20 protein-coding genes and 1 pseudogene are annotated in these 18,076 nt (G+C 71.4%); 14 read left to right on the top strand and 7 right to left on the bottom strand.

The features are described from left to right. The first annotated feature begins 5 nt into the window (after positions 1–5). Positions 6–1,127 carry a DUF2786 domain-containing protein gene (locus IE178_RS29360; protein WP_193514394.1) on the top strand — a complete coding sequence of 374 codons (1,122 nt, stop codon included), beginning with the start codon at positions 6–8 and terminating at the stop codon, positions 1,125–1,127. A gap of 13 nt (positions 1,128–1,140) precedes the next feature. Here IE178_RS29360 and IE178_RS29355 read toward each other — a convergent pair whose 3' ends face one another. From IE178_RS29355 to rpmB, 4 genes are all read right to left on the bottom strand, one after another. After that, a complete protein-coding gene (locus tag IE178_RS29355; RefSeq protein ID WP_193514393.1) occupies positions 1,141–1,725 on the bottom strand; it encodes a DUF4232 domain-containing protein in 585 nt (194 codons plus the stop codon). A gap of 89 nt (positions 1,726–1,814) precedes the next feature. Then, positions 1,815–2,354 carry a hypothetical protein gene (locus tag IE178_RS29350; protein ID WP_318280314.1) on the bottom strand — a complete coding sequence of 180 codons (540 nt, stop codon included), beginning with the start codon at positions 2,352–2,354 and terminating at the stop codon, positions 1,815–1,817. 290 nt (positions 2,355–2,644) lie between these two features. After that, positions 2,645–2,950 (bottom strand): 30S ribosomal protein S14, encoded by a 306-nt coding sequence (rpsN, locus tag IE178_RS29345; protein WP_184765078.1) that lies wholly within the window; start codon positions 2,948–2,950, stop codon positions 2,645–2,647. 61 nt (positions 2,951–3,011) lie between these two features. Then, positions 3,012–3,248, bottom strand: a complete 237-nt coding sequence (gene rpmB / locus IE178_RS29340) for a 50S ribosomal protein L28 (protein ID WP_193514392.1) — start codon at positions 3,246–3,248, stop codon at positions 3,012–3,014. Between the two features lie 74 nt (positions 3,249–3,322). On the opposite strand from rpmB, the gene rpmG reads away from it, so the two are divergent. The 5 genes from rpmG (at position 3,323) to IE178_RS29315 (ending at position 5,719) form a co-directional block, all read left to right on the top strand. After that, the gene (gene rpmG / locus IE178_RS29335; RefSeq protein ID WP_145868058.1) at positions 3,323–3,487 is read left to right on the top strand and encodes a 50S ribosomal protein L33; all 165 of its coding nucleotides are present in this window, start codon (positions 3,323–3,325) and stop codon (positions 3,485–3,487) included. Positions 3,488–3,496: 9 nt separating this feature from the next. Next, positions 3,497–3,751 (top strand): type B 50S ribosomal protein L31, encoded by a 255-nt coding sequence (locus IE178_RS29330; protein WP_184765080.1) that lies wholly within the window; start codon positions 3,497–3,499, stop codon positions 3,749–3,751. Further along, a complete protein-coding gene (locus IE178_RS29325; RefSeq protein WP_193514391.1) occupies positions 3,748–4,896 on the top strand; it encodes a CobW family GTP-binding protein in 1,149 nt (382 codons plus the stop codon). Before IE178_RS29330 ends, IE178_RS29325 begins: the two co-directional genes overlap by 4 nt. Before the next feature lie 5 nt (positions 4,897–4,901). Then, the gene (gene rpsR, locus IE178_RS29320) at positions 4,902–5,135 is read left to right on the top strand and encodes a 30S ribosomal protein S18 (protein WP_184765082.1); all 234 of its coding nucleotides are present in this window, start codon (positions 4,902–4,904) and stop codon (positions 5,133–5,135) included. A 287-nt stretch (positions 5,136–5,422) separates the two neighbouring features. Continuing rightward, complete coding sequence (locus IE178_RS29315) at positions 5,423–5,719, top strand: DUF397 domain-containing protein (RefSeq protein WP_229876183.1); 297 nt, start codon at positions 5,423–5,425, stop codon at positions 5,717–5,719. 141 nt (positions 5,720–5,860) lie between these two features. On the opposite strand, the gene IE178_RS29310 is transcribed toward IE178_RS29315, so the two are convergent. Continuing rightward, positions 5,861–6,421: an ATP-binding protein gene (locus tag IE178_RS29310; protein ID WP_318280313.1), complete on the bottom strand. Its 561-nt coding sequence runs from the start codon at positions 6,419–6,421 to the stop codon at positions 5,861–5,863. Positions 6,422–6,814: 393 nt separating this feature from the next. Here IE178_RS29310 and IE178_RS29305 point away from each other — a divergent pair, with 393 nt between their 5' ends. The 6 genes from IE178_RS29305 (at position 6,815) to IE178_RS29280 (ending at position 13,097) form a co-directional block, all read left to right on the top strand. Further along, entirely contained in the window at positions 6,815–7,651 is an 837-nt protein-coding gene (locus IE178_RS29305) for a Sco1979 family transcriptional regulator (RefSeq protein WP_498370648.1), read from the top strand. Between the two features lie 122 nt (positions 7,652–7,773). After that, complete coding sequence (locus IE178_RS29300) at positions 7,774–9,234, top strand: aldehyde dehydrogenase family protein (RefSeq protein ID WP_193514390.1); 1,461 nt, start codon at positions 7,774–7,776, stop codon at positions 9,232–9,234. 184 nt (positions 9,235–9,418) lie between these two features. Next, the gene (locus IE178_RS29295) at positions 9,419–10,495 is read left to right on the top strand and encodes a serine hydrolase domain-containing protein (RefSeq protein ID WP_193514389.1); all 1,077 of its coding nucleotides are present in this window, start codon (positions 9,419–9,421) and stop codon (positions 10,493–10,495) included. 148 nt (positions 10,496–10,643) lie between these two features. Next, on the top strand, positions 10,644–11,285 hold the full coding sequence (locus IE178_RS29290; RefSeq protein WP_184765085.1) for a PadR family transcriptional regulator: 642 nt from the start codon (positions 10,644–10,646) through the stop codon (positions 11,283–11,285). Positions 11,286–11,358: 73 nt separating this feature from the next. Further along, the gene (locus tag IE178_RS29285) at positions 11,359–12,333 is read left to right on the top strand and encodes an ATP-binding cassette domain-containing protein (RefSeq protein WP_184765086.1); all 975 of its coding nucleotides are present in this window, start codon (positions 11,359–11,361) and stop codon (positions 12,331–12,333) included. Further along, positions 12,330–13,097 (top strand): ABC transporter permease, encoded by a 768-nt coding sequence (locus IE178_RS29280; protein ID WP_193514388.1) that lies wholly within the window; start codon positions 12,330–12,332, stop codon positions 13,095–13,097. The genes IE178_RS29285 and IE178_RS29280 overlap by 4 nt, the downstream gene beginning before the upstream one ends. Before the next feature lie 93 nt (positions 13,098–13,190). Here IE178_RS29280 and gad read toward each other — a convergent pair whose 3' ends face one another. Next, a complete protein-coding gene (gad, locus tag IE178_RS29275) occupies positions 13,191–14,600 on the bottom strand; it encodes a glutamate decarboxylase (protein WP_184765099.1) in 1,410 nt (469 codons plus the stop codon). An 86-nt stretch (positions 14,601–14,686) separates the two neighbouring features. On the opposite strand from gad, the pseudogene IE178_RS36650 reads away from it, so the two are divergent. Together IE178_RS36650 and IE178_RS29270 are read left to right on the top strand one after the other, a co-directional pair. Further along, positions 14,687–14,917, top strand: a pseudogene (locus IE178_RS36650) (TipAS antibiotic-recognition domain-containing protein); the annotation flags it as partial. A gap of 231 nt (positions 14,918–15,148) precedes the next feature. Next, a complete protein-coding gene (locus IE178_RS29270; RefSeq protein ID WP_318280312.1) occupies positions 15,149–16,081 on the top strand; it encodes a DedA family protein in 933 nt (310 codons plus the stop codon). Positions 16,082–16,285: 204 nt separating this feature from the next. On the opposite strand, the gene IE178_RS29265 is transcribed toward IE178_RS29270, so the two are convergent. Beyond that, positions 16,286–18,052 carry a threonine/serine exporter family protein gene (locus IE178_RS29265; RefSeq protein WP_193514386.1) on the bottom strand — a complete coding sequence of 589 codons (1,767 nt, stop codon included), beginning with the start codon at positions 18,050–18,052 and terminating at the stop codon, positions 16,286–16,288. Between the last annotated feature and the right edge of the window lie 24 nt (positions 18,053–18,076).

The raw sequence follows: 18,076 nt of genomic DNA, 5'->3' as shown, positions 1-18,076 counted from the left end.
GCCCCGTGAGTACGTCCAGCACCGTCGACCGCGCCTTCCGGGCCGCCCTCTACGACGCCACCGACGCCGGCCTCGACACCGGCGCGTCCCTGCTCGCCGCCGATCCGGCGGCCGACGCCGAACTCGCCCGCCGGGGCGAGGAGTTCGTCGCGACCGCCTGGCGGCGCGGCTGGCAGCCGGCCGACGTCGTACGGATCGTCGGGCGCGAGCTGGACGACGTCCACGTGCGGCTCGTCTCGGCGCTGATCCGCGCCCAGGGCCCGCACGACGACCGGCCGCGCGGGCCCCGATGGCAAGCCCAGCTCGACGCGCTGAGCACGGAACCCGCCCCGCGCGCCGACCGCTTCTCGTACGTCACGGCCGTGCTGGAGCTGTACCGCCTGCTGCTGCGCCTGCCCGCCCTCGAACCCCTCGACGAGGCGGTGACCCCGAGCCCGGGTGCGGGGGACCCGCGGCCGGAGTCACGCATGCTCGGACGCATCCGAGCGCTGCTCGCCAAGGCGGAGGCGACCGGGTTCCCCGAGGAGGCGGAGGCGCTCAGCGCCAAGGCGCAGGAGCTGATGGCGCGGCACAGCGTCGACGAGGCGCTGCTCGCCGCGCGGGCGCCCTCGGCCGAGACGCCGGACGCGTGCCGGATCGGGGTGGAGCCGCCGTACGAGCAGGCCAAGGCGGTGCTGCTGGACGCGGTCGCCGGCGCGAACCACTGCCGGGCCGTGTGGAACGAACCGCTCGGCTTCTCCACCGTGGTCGGCTTCGCCACCGACCTGGAAGCGGTCGAACTCCTCTACACCTCACTGCTGGTGCAGGCCACGACCGCGATGACCAAGGCGGAGGCCGCGCAGAGGGCGGGCGGACGCAAACGGACCAAGACGTTCCGGCAGTCCTTCCTCGCGGCCTACGCCCACCGCGTGGGGACGCGTCTCGCGGCCGCCGCCGAGTCGCAGGTGAGCGACGATCTGCTCCCGGTCCTCGCCTCCCGCGCGGTGGCGGTCACCGACCGGACGGACCGGCTGTTCCCGGAGACGACGACCACGCGGCTGCGCGGGGTGAGCGATGCGGCGGGCTGGGAGGAGGGCGCGCGGGCGGCGGACGACGCGCAGGTCGGGACACACCCGCGCCTCCCGTGAGGCGGGCCGATCGTCAGTCGCCCGCCTGCTGGTAGGCGCTTACGGACACCATGTGGCCGCCCTGTCCGTCGGCGGCCACCGGGCCGTACGACCATCGGAAGCTCTTGGAGCCGGAGCCGGAGCCGGAGCCGGAGCCGGAGCCGGAGCCGGAGCCGGGCAGAGCGACGTGCAGGTTCTCGGCGTCGAAGGCTCCGTCGCCGCGCGTGCCGCGTTCGTAGGTGAGGGTGAAGGTCGCGGAGTCGCCCTTCGCCAGCGTCAGCTTCTGGGCCCTGGCGCCCTCGGTCGGCGGCACCTCGACGGTGGCCGCGTCGCCCACACCGGCCAGCCGTACCTCGGGGAAGCCGTCCAGGGTGCATGCGGCGTTCTGGTTGGTGAGGCCGACGGGAACCTCACCGGTGTCCCCGGCGGCCGGCGCGACGCTCGCGGGCCCGACCTCCACGCTCACCGCTTCGATCGAGCAGGCGGTGCTCTCCTGCTTCCCGTCGCCGTCCGTGACGCCGCCCTGGACGCCGTCCCTGTCGCCGCCTGTGGTGCCGCAGGCGGTCAGCAGGAGGAGGACGGCGGTGAGGGTCGGAACGGCGATCGGCGTGGCGCGCATGAGTGATCCTCGGGGGTTCGTGGAGGGGCTTGTGGATCATCATCACGCACGTGCCGTCGATTCCGCCCGCCGACGGGAACGGGCCGGGTCTACGATCCCGGCCCCGCCGTCGGCAACCCCGTCGGGAGGGTGCCGCCCTCGGCCTTGGTGTAGGTCTCGGCGCCGAGGGCGCCCTCCCACGTGACCTTCAGGGAGGTCTTGTCGACGGAGTCGACCGTGCCGTTCGTCCGGTCCCCGGTCCCGGCCGGGCACTTCAGGCGGATCGACCGGGTCCCGCCGCTCTCCCGGGCGGTGCCGCTGCACACGGTGCCGCCCGTGGCGAAGAGGGCGGCCTCCTCGCCGTCGAACATCAGGACGACGGCCTTGCCCTCGGCGGTGGTGAGCCAACTGCCCTCCAGCCCGCCCGCCGGGGCCCCGCTCGCGCCGGAACCTCCCGTGCCGCCGCCGGAGTCCGCGGTCGCCGTGGCCGACGGGGTGGGGGCGGCCGTGGAATCGCCCGAGCCGTCGGAGCCGTCCCCGCCGCATGCCGTCAGCGCGAGCGCGCCGGCCAGGCCCAGGGCCGCGGCCGCGACCCGTGCGCGCCGGGACCGGGACGCGAGCGATGCCGGCGATGCGGGCGGGTACGTCACCGATGCCTCCGAATTCACTGCAAGCCCCCTAGCTGTGGACGGCCCTCCGTCGGCCGGACGACCGCAGTCAGCTAACAGGAACCACCAGTCGGCCCACCAGCCCCCCGTGACAGACCTCGCACCCCCGTGGGGTCACGCGCTCACAGGAGGGCGCTCGCCAGAAGGCACCCACCGAAGTCCACACACCGGAAGCCGCTTGCCGAAGGCACACACCGAAGGGCACCCACCGAAGGGCACCCACCGAAGCGCACACACCGAAGCGCACACACCCAAGGGCACCCGAGAAGCCGCTACCAGGAAGCCTTGCGCACCCCCGGCAGATAACCCGCGTGCGCCTGTTCCCGTACGCCCACGCGGGAGAGCCCGAACGCCCGGAGGTACCCGCGCGGACGGCCGTCCACCTGGTCCCGGTTGCGCACCCGGGTGGCGCTCGCGTCACGCGGCTGCCGACGCAACTCGCGCTGTGCCGCCGCCCGTTCCTCCGCCGTGGCGGACGGCCGCCGGATGATCTCCTTCAGCTCCGCCCGCCGCGCGGCGTACCGCGCGACGATCTCCTGCCGCTGCTCGTTCTTCGCGATCTTGCTCTTCTTCGCCATGCCGGTACTCCGTATTCTCCGTCTTTTCCGTCTTCCCCGCGCCGGCCGTCCGTCTTCTCCGTCAGACCTTCACGCCGCGCGCGCGGATGCGCGCCACCGCCGCCTCGACCCCGATGGTGTCGACCGTCTTGATCCCCTTCGTGCTCAGCCGCAGCCGTACGTGACGGCCCTCGCTCGGCAGCCAGTAGCGCTTGGTCTGGATGTTCGGATCGAAGCGGCGGGACGTGCGCCGGTGGGAGTGGGAGATCCGGTTGCCGAAGCCCGGCCGGGCGCCGGTGAGCATGCAGTGCGCGGACACGAGTGATGCACCTCTCTCGGAAGTCGTTCCCACACCATTATATAAATGGGAATCATTTTCAGTAAGGTATCAGCATGGCACGCAACGAACTCCGCCCGGTCATCAAGCTCCGGTCCACCGCCGGCACCGGCTTCACCTACGTGACCCGCAAGAACCGCCGCAACGACCCGGACCGCCTGACCCTGCGCAAGTACGACCCGATCGCCGGACGGCACGTCGACTTCCGAGAGGAGCGCTGAACCACCGCCATGCGCAAGGGAATCCACCCGGCCTACGGCCCCGTCGTCTTCCGCGACCGCGCCGCCGGCCACGCCTTCCTCACCCGCTCCACCATGACGAGCGAGAAGACCGTCGAGTGGGAGGACGGCCACACCTACCCGGTCGTCGACGTCGAGATCTCGAACGTCAGCCACCCCTTCTACACGGGCACCGCGCGCGTCATGGACACCGCGGGCCGCGTGGAGCGGTTCGAGCGCCGCTACGGCAAGCGAGGTGCCGAGTGACACTGTCCGTGGTCGTCGTCGGCGGACTGCACGCCGACGCCCGCAGGGCAGCCGTCGCCCGGCTGCTCGCCGACGTGCCCGGCAGCGTCGTACTCCACCACGACCTGGAGACGGCCACGGCGGGCACGGTCGTGCGGACCGTCCGGGACGCCACCGGCCTGCTCTCCGCCGGCGAGGCGCCCCTCGTCAACGACTGCGCCTGCTGCGCCCTGCGCGAGGACCTCGTCCCCGAGCTCGAACGGCTCGCGGACGCGGGGGACACCCCGCTCGCGATCGTCGAACTGTGGGACTCCGTCGAGCCGAAGGCCATGGCGGAGGTGGTCACCGCCGGCGGGTTCACCGTCACCGGGGTGATCACCGCCGTCGACCCGGCACTGCTGTTGCCGTATCTGGGCAACGGCGACGACCTCGCCGAGGGTGGGCTCGCCGCCGCGCCGTCCGACCAGCGCACCGTCGCCGACACCTTCGCGCGCCAGCTGGAGTACGCGCCCGTCCTGGCCCTCGCCGACTCCCCGGAAGCGGACGAGGAGGATCGGGAACTGCTCGCCCAGCTGCATCCGACGGCCCACCGGGTCCCGATCGACGAGGAGGCCCCGGCGGGCGCTCGCTCGCTCCTCGCGGGAGCCGCGCTCGCCGGTTTCGACGTGGAGGTGGCCGCCGCCGCCCAGCACCCGGCCTGCGCGCTGCTGCCCGCCGAGGCCGACGCGCACGGCGTCTCCACCCTCGTCTGGCGCCGGCACCGCCCCTTCCACCCCGAGCGGCTGTACGCCGCGCTGGAGGACCTGACCTGCGCGGCGGCGCGCAGCCGGGGCCGGTTCTGGCTCGCCGACAAGCCGGACACGCTGTACCACTGGGACGCGGCGGGCGGCGCCCTGTGTGTGGAGAGCGCCGGCCCCTGGCTGGGCTCGCTGCCGGACGCGGCCTGGGAGATGGTCCCGCCGGTGCGCCGGGCCGCCGCCGCGCTGGACTGGCACCCCGAGCACGGCGACCGCTGTCAGCACCTCGTCTTCACCTCGCCCGGCCTCGACCGCGACGGGCTCGAACGGCTCCTGGAGTCCTGTCTGCTGACCGACGCCGAGTACGCCGCCGGGCCCGCCGCCTGGCAGCGGCTGCCGCACTCCTTCGACACCCTCCTGGAGGTCTGACCACCATGTCCCGTACGCCCGAGCGCCGGCCCGCCAAGGCCCGCCCCAACCCCCTCGACCAGGCGGGGATCACGTACATCGACTACAAGGACACCGACCTGCTGCGCAGGTTCGTCTCCGACCGGGGCAAGATCCGCAGCCGTCGCGTCACCCGGGTGACCGCCCAGCAGCAGCGGCAGCTGGCCAGGGCCGTCAAGAACGCCCGGGAGATGGGACTGCTGCCCTACTCCACCCGCTGAACCGAAAGCCACCACGCCCGCCCGCATGAGGACGACACACATGAGGGCGGCACAAAGGGAAACACGATGGAACACGAACGGCCCCGCGTGCGTCTCTAAGGTGAGCGGGGTTCAGTAAAACGTCCGTCAAAGTGGGTACCGCACGACCGCCCAGGCTGTAACCGCAGCAACACCCCGCGTGCACGTGCATCTGCTCATGCATCCGCACATGAACGAAGCTATGATCCGGGTCAGTTGACTATTGCATCAATGGCCACACCAGCCAGTGCACCAGCGGGGAGCGACCTGTGGACCACGACGTGTACGACGGTGACGTGGACGTGGACGTGCGCGACGGTATCTGCGCGTCCGGCGTGTACAACGGCATGGCGGCCACCGGGCTGGACGGTGTGGCCTGGCAGAAGAGCCGGCACAGCAACTCGCAGGGGTCCTGCGTGGAGTTCGCCCGGCTGCCCGGCGGAGAGGTGGCCGTGCGCAACTCCCGCTTCCCCGACGGCCCCGCGCTCGTCTACACCCGCGCGGAGATCGAGGCCATGCTGCTGGGCGTCAAGGACGGCGAGTTCGACCACCTGGTCGCCGGCTGAGCGTTCCGGGGCGGGACCCCGGCGCCTTGAGGCGCTCCGGACGACCGGCGCCGAGCCCTCGAACCGTTCCGGAAGGGGCGCGGGACGCCCGGGAGGCGACGGCACGCGTGGAACCGCGGCGCCCTGATGCGCCGCGGTTCGTCATGCGCCGGGAGAGGGACGGTCGGGCCGGTGGTGGCCGGGACGGGGAGGGTCGGGCCGGTGGTGGCCGGGGCGGGGGCGGTCCCCGGCGGGGCGCTGGAGCCGGAACAGGGCCCAGACCACCTTGCCGCTGAGCGCACCCGCCATGGGGTGCCAGCCCCAGCTGTCGCTGAAGGAGTCGACCAGGAACAGTCCGCGACCCGACTCGGCGGAGAAGTCGTCCGAGTCGCGGGCGACGGGACTGTCGTCGCTGGGGTCGCGCACCGCGCACACCAGCCGCTCGGTCCACCGCAGCAGATGCAGCCGTACCGGCGGGTCCTGTGCCGTCAGTCGCGGGGTGCCGGCGGGCAGCGCGTGCCGCAGGGCGTTGGTGACCAGTTCGGAGACCACCAGACACACATCGTCGAAACGGTCGCTCAGTTCCCACTGGTCGAGTGTCTTGCGGGTGAACTGCCGAGCCTCGCGCACCGCTTCGTAGCGGGCGTGGAGTGCGCAGGAGGCGGCGTCGGACGCGGCCGCGAAGTTCAGCGGCGGAAGGCCCTGCCGTAACGGCTCGAGCATGGTCGATCCATTCGTCCCCATGCGAGGCACTCCCGGGAATTCGCGGTCGTAGCGAGGCGGCGGTGGTGCGGGGACCATGGTTTCGGATGCGTACACCAGATGCAAGGGCAGATGCACGTGCAGCTGACCAGAATCAGCCTTCCCGTACCGGTTTGTTGGCCAATTTTTCCGTCATCTTCGTGTCTCCCCCCGGTTTTCCGTCATCTTCGTGTCTCCCCCCGGCTGTCCCGCTGCCGCCTCTTGTTCCTTCCGCGCTCCCTCCTGCGCCGATTCAGCGGCTTGATTCCGTTTCCGTAACCGGGCGAGTACTGCTCGAAGTGTTTTAGTGGCAGACTGCGGGCCCTGAAGACGTTGGGGAGGCTGGCGAACGTGAGCGCGGGAGAGCCGGGATCGGTGGTGCGGCGCATGCTGCTCGGATCACAACTCAGGCGACTGCGTGAGGCGCGGGGCATCACGCGCGAGGCGGCGGGCTATTCGATCCGCGCCTCCGAATCGAAGATCAGCCGGATGGAGTTGGGCCGGGTGAGCTTCAAGACCAGGGACGTCGAGGACCTGTTGACGCTGTACGGCATCACGGACGAGCAGGAGCGCACCTCGTTGCTCTCCCTCGCCAGGGAGGCCAACGTGGCGGGATGGTGGCACAGTTACTCGGACGTGCTGCCCAGCTGGTTCCCGACGTATGTGGGCCTGGAGGGCGCGGCGTCGCTGTTGCGGGCCTACGAGGTGCAGTTCGTGCACGGCCTGCTGCAGACCGAGGAGTACGCCCGCGCGGTGGTGCGGCGCGGCATGAAGGGCGCGAGCGAGGAGGACGTCGAGCGGCGGGTGGCGCTGCGCCTGGAGCGGCAGAAGTACCTGGTCTCCGAGAACGCCCCCGAGTTCCACGTCGTCCTCGACGAGGCCGCCCTGCGCCGGCCGTACGGCGACCGCGCGGTGATGCGCGGCCAGCTCCAGCACCTGATCGAGGTCTCCGAGCGGCCCAGCGTGCGGCTGCAGGTCATGCCGTTCAGCCTCGGCGGTCACTCCGGGGAGTCGGGCGCGTTCACCATCCTCAGCTTCCCCGAGTCCGACCTGTCGGACGTCGTGTACCTGGAGCAGCTCACCAGTGCGCTGTACCTGGACAAGGCCGAGGACGTGGCCCAGTACGAGAAGGCGCTCAAGGAGCTCCAGCACGACAGCCCGGGACCGGCGGAGAGCCGGGACCTCCTCCGGGGTCTGCTGCAACTGTCCTGAGACCCCTTCGCATGACATGTGAGGAATCCCTCAACTCACCTGCGACACAAGTACGATGACATGTCATCAGACCGTGCAGTGGGTCAGTGCATCTGCTGATGCAGCAAGGATCGAGGGATCACATGTCGTCGTACTTCACCGACCTGGCTCAGCAGTACATCGACGGTGAGTGGCGCCCGGGCAGCGGGGCCTGGGACCTCATCGACCTCAACCCGTACGACGACGAGAAGCTCGCGTCGATCACCATAGCCACCGTCGACGAGGTCGATCAGGCGTACAGGGCGGCCGCCCGCGCGCAGAAGGAGTGGGCGGCGACCAATCCGTACGCCCGCCGCGCGGTGCTCGAGAAGGCGCTCAGGCTCGTCGAGGAGCGCGAGGAGGAGATCTCCGAGGCGATCGTCGCCGAGCTGGGCGGCACGCGTGTGAAGGCCGCCTTCGAGCTGCACCTCGCCAAGGAGTTCCTGCGCGAGGCGGTCCATCTGGCGCTGCGCCCCGAGGGCCGGATCATCCCCTCGCCGGTGGACGGCAAGGAGAACCGCGTCTACCGGGTGCCCGTCGGTGTCGTCGGCGTGATCAGCCCCTTCAACTTCCCGTTCCTGCTGTCGCTCAAGTCGGTCGCCCCCGCGCTCGCGCTCGGCAACGGCGTGGTGCTCAAGCCGCACCAGGACACGCCGGTCGTCGGCGGCTCCCTGGTCGCGAAGATCTTCGAGGACGCGGGCCTGCCCGCCGGTGTGCTGAACGTCGTCATCACCGACATCGCGGAGATCGGCGACGCCTTCCTGGAGCACCCGGTCCCGAAGATCATCTCCTTCACCGGCTCGGACGAGGTCGGCCGCCATGTGGCCACCGTCTGTGCCTCCCACTTCAAGCGCTCGGTCCTCGAACTCGGCGGCAACAGCGCGCTGGTGGTCCTCGACGACGCCGACCTGGACTACGCCGTGGACGCGGCCGTCTTCAGCCGGTACGTCCATCAGGGGCAGGTCTGCATGGCCGCCAACCGCGTGCTGGTCGACTCCTCGGTGGCCGAGGAGTTCACCGGGAAGTTCGTCGCCAAGGTCAAGTCCCTCAAGGCCGGCGACCCGCGCGACCCGGAGACGGTCATCGGCCCGGTGATCAACTCCCGGCAGGCGGACGCCCTGTCCGGCGTCGTCGCGCAGGCGCTCGCCGAGGGTGCCACCGCCCTGGTGCACGGCGGCCGCACCGACAACCTGGTCGAGCCGTCCGTACTGACCGGCCTGCCCGCCGACTCCGCCCTGCTGCGGCAGGAGGTCTTCGGGCCCGTCGCCTTCCTCGTGCCGTTCGACGGCGAGGAGGAGGCCGTACGCATCGTCAACGACACCCCGTACGGGCTGAGCGGCGCCGTGCACACCGGTGACATCGAGCGGGGCGTGCACTTCGCCCAGCGGATCGACACCGGCATGTTCCACGTGAACGACGGCACCGTGCACGACGAGCCGATCGTCCCCTTCGGCGGCGAGAAGCACTCCGGCATCGGGCGGCTGAACGGCGACACCATGCTGGACGCCTTCACCACGGTGAAGTGGATCTCGGTACAGCACGGCAGGAGCGGCTTCCCGTTCTGAGTACCGGTGCCTGTGCACCTGTACTGCGTAATGGGCAGTTTTCAGAGGCTGTGTCCGCGTCGTTCGCGGTGGCCGATTCGGGTCCGGCGCCCGGTGTGACTGTTGATCTCGGCGGCTGAGGCCGCTTCACTCGACGTCGGCGTGCGCTTGCGCACGCGGGTACGGGGCGACGAAGGAGTGGACCGTGAAGAGACGAAGGCTGCTGGGCACGGCGGCGGCAGCGGCCGGTGTGGCGCTGTTACCGGGCAGGGCCATGGCGGCGGGGGACGGTCTGGCCGCGAGGGTGCGGCCCTACCTCGACCGCGCGCTGGCCGCCGGCGCCCCGAGCGCGGTGTTCGGGGTCATCCGCGGTGGGCGGCGGTATGTGGCCGGTGCCGGCCAGGACGGCCCCGCCCCCGACGGCAGGACCGTGTTCCAGCTCGGCTCGATCGGCAAGACGCTCACCGCCACCGCGCTGGCGCGCGCGGTGGATGCGGGTACGGTGCGCCTGGACACGCCGCTCAGCCTGCCGTCCGGAGTCACCGTCCCGCGCGGGGAAACCCGGCCAATCACCCTGCGCGACCTGGCGACCCACTCCTCCGGCCTGCCCCGCCTCCCCGCCAACCTCCTGACCGGGGCGGACCCGTACAACCCGTACGCGCACTACACGCTGGAGGACCTGGCCGCCGGTCTGGCCCAGACCCCTTTGGACAACGAGCCGGGCAACGCGTACGCGTACTCCAACCTGGGCTTCGGGCTGCTCGGCCAGGCGCTGGCCTTCGACCGCGTGGACGCGATGCTGTGGCGCCGGGTGGCCGCACCGCTGGGCATGCCGGACACGACCACGACCCTGCGACCGGACATGGCCTCCCGCAAGGCCGTCGGCCACATGGCCGGGGAGGCCGTTCCCGACTGGCGCGACCGCGTCCTCAGTGGTGCGGGCACCTCGATGTACAGCACCGCCGACGACGTGCTCCGGTACCTGGGTGCCCAGCTGCGTCCGGAGCGCTCGCCGCTGCGGGACGCGATCGAGCTGACGCAGCGGCACCACTTCACCGACCCCGCCACCGGCCTGCGGATGGGGCTCGGCTGGCACCTCGGCACGCTGTCCGACGGCCGGACGGTGCCGTGGCACAACGGCGGCACCTATGGCTTCAGCGCCTGTGCGGCGTTCGACCGGGAGAGCGGAACGGCGGTCGTGATGATGGTGAACACCTACAGCGATGAAGCACGTCCGTTCGATGGGCTGGTCTTCGCCCTGCTCGACGAGCTCGGCTCCTGAGCCCACCGCCGGGGCGCCGGGTGCCCGGCCCCGGACGGCACGCCGTGGGCCGCCCGGGGCCACCACATCGGCGCCACCGCCTTCGAGCCGGTCGTGAAGGAGCAGGGCAGCTCCTGGGAGTGACCGCGTGCGGCCTACGCTGGAGCGCATGTCAGTGATCCGTCTCCTCGTGCTCGGCGCGGTGCGCCAGCACGGGCGGGCCCATGGGTATCAGGTGCGCAACGACCTGGAGTACTGGGGCGCGCACGAGTGGTCCCATGCCAAGCCGGGCTCGATCTACCACGCCCTGAAGCAGATGGCCAAGCAGGGGCTGCTGCACGCGCACGAGGTCGCCCCGTCCACGGCGGGCGGCCCGCCGCGCACGGAGTACGAGATCACCGAGCAGGGCACCGAGGAGTTCTTCCGGCTGCTGCGGGAGGCCCTGACCTCCTACGACCAGAAGCCGGACGTGCTCTCGGCCGGGCTCGGCTTCATGGTCGACCTGGGCCGTGAGGAGGCCCTCGCGCTGCTGGAGCAACGGGTGCGGGCCATCGAGCAGTGGCGCACGTCCGTCACCGAGTACTACACGCCCGAGGACGGCCCCGGCCGGCTCGGCCACATCGGGGAGATCATGGACCTCTGGGTCCACTCCGCCGACACCGGTGCCGCGTGGACGCGCGCGCTCATCGAGCGCGTCCGGGGCGGCGCCTACACCTTCGCCGGGGAGGGCGAGCCGTTCGTCGGCGTCCTGGCCGAGGGCGAGGAGAACCCGTACGCGACGGGGGAGCGGCACCCCGGGGACCGCCATTAATCAAGTTTGACCAATAGGTGGGGAGGTCTTACGCTCGAGCTTGTAGTCAACTTTGACTAGCGAGGGGGTCCCAGTGGCCGACGCGGCGATCACCGTCGAGGACGCACGCAAGACATACGGCGGAAGCGGTGGGAAACACGGCAAACCCGCACTGGACGGGCTCGACCTGACGGTCGCGCGCGGCACGGTGCACGGAGTGCTCGGCCCCAACGGGGCGGGCAAGACCACCCTGGTCCGCATCCTGGCCACCCTGCTGCGGCCCGACGCGGGCCGGGTCGAGGTGGCAGGACACGACGTCGTGCGCGAGGGCTACGCCGTGCGCCTGCGCATCGGCCTGCTCGGCCAGCACGCGGCGCTCGACGAGGAGCTCGGCGGCCGGCAGAACCTGGAACTGTTCGGCCGCCTGCACCACCTGGGCGCGCGGCGCGCACGCGCGCGTGCCGACGAGCTGCTGGAGCGCTTCGGGCTCTCCGGCACCGGACACAAGGCGGTGAAGCAGTACAGCGGCGGTATGCGGCGCCGGCTGGACCTCGCCGCCTCCCTGATCACCGACCCGGAGGTGCTCTTCCTGGACGAACCGACCACCGGCCTCGACCCGCGCGGCCGCGCGGAGGTGTGGGACTCGGTCCGCTCCCTGGTCGGCGGCGGCACCACGGTGCTGCTCACCACGCAGTACCTGGAGGAGGCCGACCAGCTCGCCGACCGGATCTCGGTGGTGGACGGCGGCCGGGTCGTCGCCGACGGCACGGCGGACGAGCTCAAGGCCGCCATCGGCGGCGACCGCATCGACGTCGTGCTGCGCGACGCCGGGCAACTGGGCGCGGCCGTCGCCCTGCTGCCCGTACCGCGGGACGCGGTCACCGTGGACACCGACCGCCGGCTGCTGAGCGCCCCGGTCACCGACCGCATGGCGGCCCTGGCCGGGGTCGTCCGCGCGCTGGAGGAGTCCGGAGTCGACGCCGAGGATATCGCCCTGCGCAGGCCCACCCTCGACGAGGTGTTCCTGAGGCTGACCGGCACCGGCGACCGGCCGAAGGAGGCCGCATGACCACCCCGACGTACGTCCTGACCGACTCCTGGACCATGACCCGCCGCGAACTCGCCCGCTGGGGGCGGCAGCCGGTCACGGTGGTGGTGAGCCTGGTCTTCCCGGTGATGCTGCTGCTGATGTTCGGCTACCTGGTCGGCGGCGGCCGGGGCGTGAGCGGCGAGTACCTCGACTTCCTGGTCCCCGGCATGCTCGCGCTCACCATGGCCTTCGGGCTGGAGGGCACGATGGTCGCCGTCACCCAGGATCTGAACAAGGGCGTCATCGACCGCTTCCGCTCCATGCCCATGACGAGCGGCGCGGTCCTCGTGGGCCGTTCCGCCGCCGACATGCTCCAGTCGGCGCTCGGCCTGGCGGTGCTCCTCGCCGTCGCCGCCGCGCTCGGCTGGCGCGCTCAGGGCGGTCCGGCCGGCTTCCTCGGCGCCGTGGGACTGCTCCTGCTCTTCCGGTTCGCGATGCTGTGGATCGGCATCCATCTGGCGCTGGTGGCCGGGAAGCCGGAACTGGTGCAGGCCGTGCAGATCCTGGTCTGGCCGGTCGGCTTCCTGTCCAACGCCTTCGCGGCCCCCGAGTCCATGCCCGACTGGCTGGGCACGGTCGTCCAGTGGAACCCCATGTCGCAGACCGCCACGGCCGTACGCGACCTGTTCGGCAGCCCGGGCGGGGAGCCGGGGCACGTGTGGGCCGCCGTCGTATGGCCCCTGGCGCTGCTGGCGGTGTTCTTGCCGCTGGCGGTACGGCGGTTCGCGCGGCTCGGCCGTTAGGCCGGGCCCTGGGCGGTGTCGTTCGGATCAGGCCGACTCCGGGAAACGGCGCCTTGCAGCCGAGCGACCCCGGCACGATCCGAACGGCACGCCCTAGTGGTGGAAGCCGGTGGCCGCCTTCCTGTCGTGGGTGAGGGGACTCTGCTGCCGGCGCAGTTCCGGCAGCAGCCGGGAGAGGTCCTCGGCGAACAGGTCGGCGAGGTCCTCGGAGAAGCCGTTGCGGCACACCACCCGCAGCACCGACAGGTCCTCACGGTTCGCCGGGAAGGTGTACGCCGGCACCAGCCAGCCGCGCTCCCGCATCCGCCGGGACACGTCGAAGACGTCGTACGACGTCACCCCGGGCGCGGTCGTGAACGCGAACACCGGGAGCTGGTCGCCCCGGGTGAGGAGCCGGAAGTCGCCGAGCGCCGCGATCCGCCGCGCGATCCGCCCGGCCACGTCCCGCGCCGCCTGCTGCACCGCGCGGTAGCCGTCGCGGCCCAGCCGCAGGAAGGTGTAGTACTGCGCCACCACCTGCGCGCCCGGCCGGGAGAAGTTCAGGGCGAAGGTCGGCATGTCGCCGCCCAGGTAGTTCACCCGGAAGACCAGCTCCTCGGGCAGCGCGTCCGCGTCCCGCCACAGCGCCCAGCCGACGCCCGGGTAGACCAGCCCGTACTTGTGCCCCGAGGTGTTGATCGACGCCACGCGCGGGAGACGGAAGTCCCACACCAGGTCCTCGTCGAGGAAGGGCGCGATCATCCCGCCGGACGCCCCGTCGACGTGCACCGGGATGTCGAGACCGGTGCGCTCCTGGAGCCCGTCCAGCGCCGCGCACAGCTCGGCGACCGGCTCGTACGACCCGTCGAAGGTGGAGCCCAGGACGCCGACGACCCCAATGGTGTTCTCGTCGCACAGCTCGGCGGCGGCCCCCGGGTCGAGGTGGAACCGGTCGCCCTCCATGGGCACCTGACGGGCCTCCACCTCCCAGAACGCGCAGAACTTCTCCCAGCAGACCTGGACGTTGACGCCCATGACGAGATTCGGGCGGGCTTCCGGCGACGGATACCGGTCCGCGTTCCCGCGCGCCCAGCGCCGCTTCAGCGCCATCCCGGCGAGCATGCACGCCTCGCTCGAACCGGTCGTCGAACAGCCCACGACCGCCGACGGGTCGGGCGCGTTCCACAGGTCGGCGAGCATCGCCACACAGCGTCGCTCCAGCTCGGCCGTGCGCGGGTACTCGTCCTTGTCGATCATGTTCTTGTCCCGGCACTCCGCCATCAGGGTCCCGGCCTCCGGCTCCATCCAGGTGGTGACGAAGGTGGCCAGGTTCAGCCGCGCGTTGCCGTCCAGCATCAGCTCGTCGTGCACGAGCTGATAGGCCGTCGAGGGCGCCATGGGAGCGGCGGGCATCCGGTGCTTGGGCGGCGCCTCGGTCATGTCCCCCACCGGGTTCGCCGGTCCCAGGAAGGGATTGACGTACACCGGGCGCTCGTCCTGTTGCGGGCCTTCATGGAGCGGCATGGATGCCTCCTGATCTCGGGAACGACGGGGACGACGGGAATGTGCGCTGTGCTGGGCCACGCGCACACGATAGGCGGACATAACGGGTGAAATCGGGAAGCGGCTCGCATCTCACGTCGGGTGAGGACACCCGAGGAGACGTTCGAGGTGTTCGGGGACTTCGCCCGGACCGGTACGAGGACGAGGCGCGCGACCGCTGGGGCGACACCGACGCCTACCGGCGGTCCCGGGAGCGGACCGCTTCCCGCGCCGAGGACGACGGGAAACGCGTCACCGAGGAGTTCGACGCCATCCACCGGCGTATGGCCGACCTGACGGCCGCCGACATCCCGGCCACGCCGCCCGGCACACCTCCCGAGCGTCGTGGCCCGGCTCCCTCCCGGGCCACGACCGGCGCGTATCGCCTGCGACGCCGGCTCACGGCTTTCTCCGGGGCGGGCCACAGGGCATCCTGGGTACCCCCGCGGAACCTGGGTCTCGACGGCTGCGTTCATAATTTGGGCAGCCAGCCCAGCCCGTTACCCCCCAGCTGCAGGAGCCACATCCCCGTGACCACGCTTGCGCTCGGCCCTGAGTGGCTGAGCCCGGACTACCTGATCGAGACCTTCAGCCTTCCCGGCATCCTGCTGATCGTCTTCGCGGAGTCCGGACTCTTCGCGTTCCTGCCCGGTGACTCCCTGCTGTTCACGGCGGGTCTCTTCGTGGCCGAGGGCACTTACATCAGCCAGCCGCTCTGGCTGGTGTGCACGCTGATCGTGCTGGCCGCCGTCATCGGCGACCAGGTCGGTTACATGATCGGCAAGTTCTTCGGCCCGAAGCTGTTCAACCGCCCCAACTCCAAGCTCTTCAAACAGGAGAACCTGGAGAAGGCCCACGAGTTCATGGAGAAGTACGGGCCCAAGGCCATCGTCCTGGCCCGCTTCGTCCCCATCGTGCGCACCTTCGCCCCCATCGTGGCCGGCGCCGGCCGCATGAAGTACCGCACCTTCTTCATGTACAACCTGATCGGCGGTGTCGCCTGGGGATGCGGCGTCACCCTCGCCGGTTACTGGCTCGGCCAGATCGAGTTCATCAAGACCAACGTCGAGCCGATCCTCGTTCTGATCGTCTTCGTCTCCGTGGTGCCGATCATCGTCGAGTACCTGCGCGAGCGCGGGAAGAAGAAGCGCGCCGCCGCCGAGGCCCCGGCGGTCGCCCCGCAGCAGCACCCGCAGGCCCCCGTCATGGACGACGCCACGACCCAGCTGCGCCGCATCACCCCGGCCGCCCCGCAGCAGCCCCAGCAGCCCCAGCAGCACTACGGCGACCAGGGCTACCCGCAGCAGGGCTACCCGCAGCAGCCGTACGGCGACCAGGGTTACCCGCAGCAGCAGCCCCAGCAGCAGCCCCAGCAGCAACCCCAGCAGCAGCCCCGGCATCCGTACGGCAACGACCAGTACTACGACCAGAACCAGCAGCAGCCGTACAACCGCGGTTACTGAACCGCCCGCGAGAGGGGCGCGGGGCGACTAGAGGGCCTGTCTGACGATTCCCGCCTGCCTCGCGACGCCATGCACGCACTCTCGCGGCACCGGGCGCAGAGCCGAGTACATCCCGTACGAGGCTCTGCGCCCGGCACGCCGAGAGCACGCACCTGACGCCGCGAGGCCGCCCTGCGGGCGACGACGCGAATGGTCAGACAGGCCCTAGAACCCCCGCGTCCGCTTCGCCGCCCGGCGCTTCTCGGCGGAGCCGATCCGCAGGAACATCCGCGAGATCTCCGACCCGAGGTTCACCCCGATCGCGATGGCCATGGCGAGCGCCACGGCCTGTGTGAGGTAGACCAGCCCGGAGTCGACCTCGTTCTGGGCGATCCCCAGCAGACCGAAGTACGTGGCGGAACCGGGCAGCAGCGGCCCGATCGCCGCCGTGGTGTACGGCAGCGCGGACGCGAACCGGTACCGGGACAGCAGCTGGCCGAACAGGCCCACCACCCCCGCCGCCACGGCCGTGGACGCCACCGGTGAGATGTCGCCCGCGTAGCGCATCGCGCCGTACACCACCCAGGCGACCCCGCCGTTGAGGGTCACCATCGCCACAGTGGATCGTTCCTGCTGGAGCAGGACCGCGAAGGTCAGCGACAGCAGCATCGACGCGGCGATCTGCCACAGCGGCCGCTCGGAGACGCCGAGCGCCGCGTCCGGGTTCAGTTTGGCGCCCAGCTGCACGCCGAAGTACAGCACCGTCAGCACCCCGGCCACGATGCCCACGAAGAAGTACAGGACCTCCAGCAGACGCGCGGACGCCGTGATGTAGAAGCCGGTCAGACCGTCCTGCACGCCCGCCACCAGCGCCCGCCCGGGCAGCAGCGCGAACAGCCCACCGGTGATCACCGCGGACGCCTTCACATCCGCGTGCGCCAGGGTCAGCGCGACCCCGATCGCGGCCGGGGGCATCGCGGCCACCGTGAACTGGTAGAACTCCGGCAGCCCGCGCCCCGCGCACAGCCAGGCCAGCCGGTCGCCCAGCATCGCGCCGATCGCGGCGGCGACGAACACCAGGTAGTTACCGCCCACGAGCACCGAGGCCGCGCCCGCGAGCAGCCCGCTGGCCCCCGTCAGCACCCAGCCGGGGTACGGATGCCGGTTGCGGCGGATCTCCGCCAGCCGCCCGTACGCCTCCTCCAGGGAGACGTGGGTCTCGTCGTCGCTGAGGTCGTCCACCAGCCGGTACACGGCCGCCAGCCGCGTGTAGTCGGGGCTCCGGCGGCGCACCGTGCGCGACGCGGTCACCGGGTCGTCGACCAGGGAGGGCTGGTGGGAGATCGACAGCAGGGTGAAGGTGACGTTGGGCTCGCAGCGGTCCAGGCCGTAGGAGCGGCACACGGCGAACATCGCCGCCTCCACGTCCTCGGCGCCCTCACCGCCGGCCAGCAGCAGCTCCCCGATACGGAGGGTCAGGTCGAGCACGCGCGGCACGGCCGGCCCCGCCTCGTCGTGCCGCTGCACCAATTCCGGCGCAGGCCGCTCGGTCACCGGCATGCGCAGCATCGTGCGCATCCGGTCCTGCCAGGGCACGTCCTTGGTGAGGCTGACGAGCGGTATCCCGCTGGGCGGGGTGAACGCCGCCGGCGGCTGCTTCGCGCTGTAGGTGCTCGGCACGGTGAATGCCGACCCCTCCGCCTCGTGCGGCTGCGGCGGGGGCACGCCCAGACCGTCCGGAACGGCGAACTCGGAGGTCGTCTCGGAGTCCGTACCGGTGGTCTTCGGGACGGCCAGCCCTTCGGGGAGGGCGAACTCGGAAGTCGTCTCGGAGTCCGTACCGGTGGTCTTCGGAACGGCCAGCCCCTGGGGGAGGGCGAACTCGGACGTCGTCGACGACTCGCCGTCGGCCGGCGCCGCGACACCGGCGGGAGGCACGAACGTTCTCCTCGCCTCGTCCGACTGCGGCTTGCGGTCCTCCGCGTCCGTCACCTGCTCCGCTCTCCTCGTACGACA

The sequence above is a fragment of the Streptomyces griseoloalbus genome (genome assembly GCA_014650015.1).
GTDB lineage: Bacteria > Actinomycetota > Actinomycetes > Streptomycetales > Streptomycetaceae > Streptomyces > Streptomyces griseoloalbus.
This window is presented reverse-complemented; position numbering and strand designations above follow the sequence as displayed.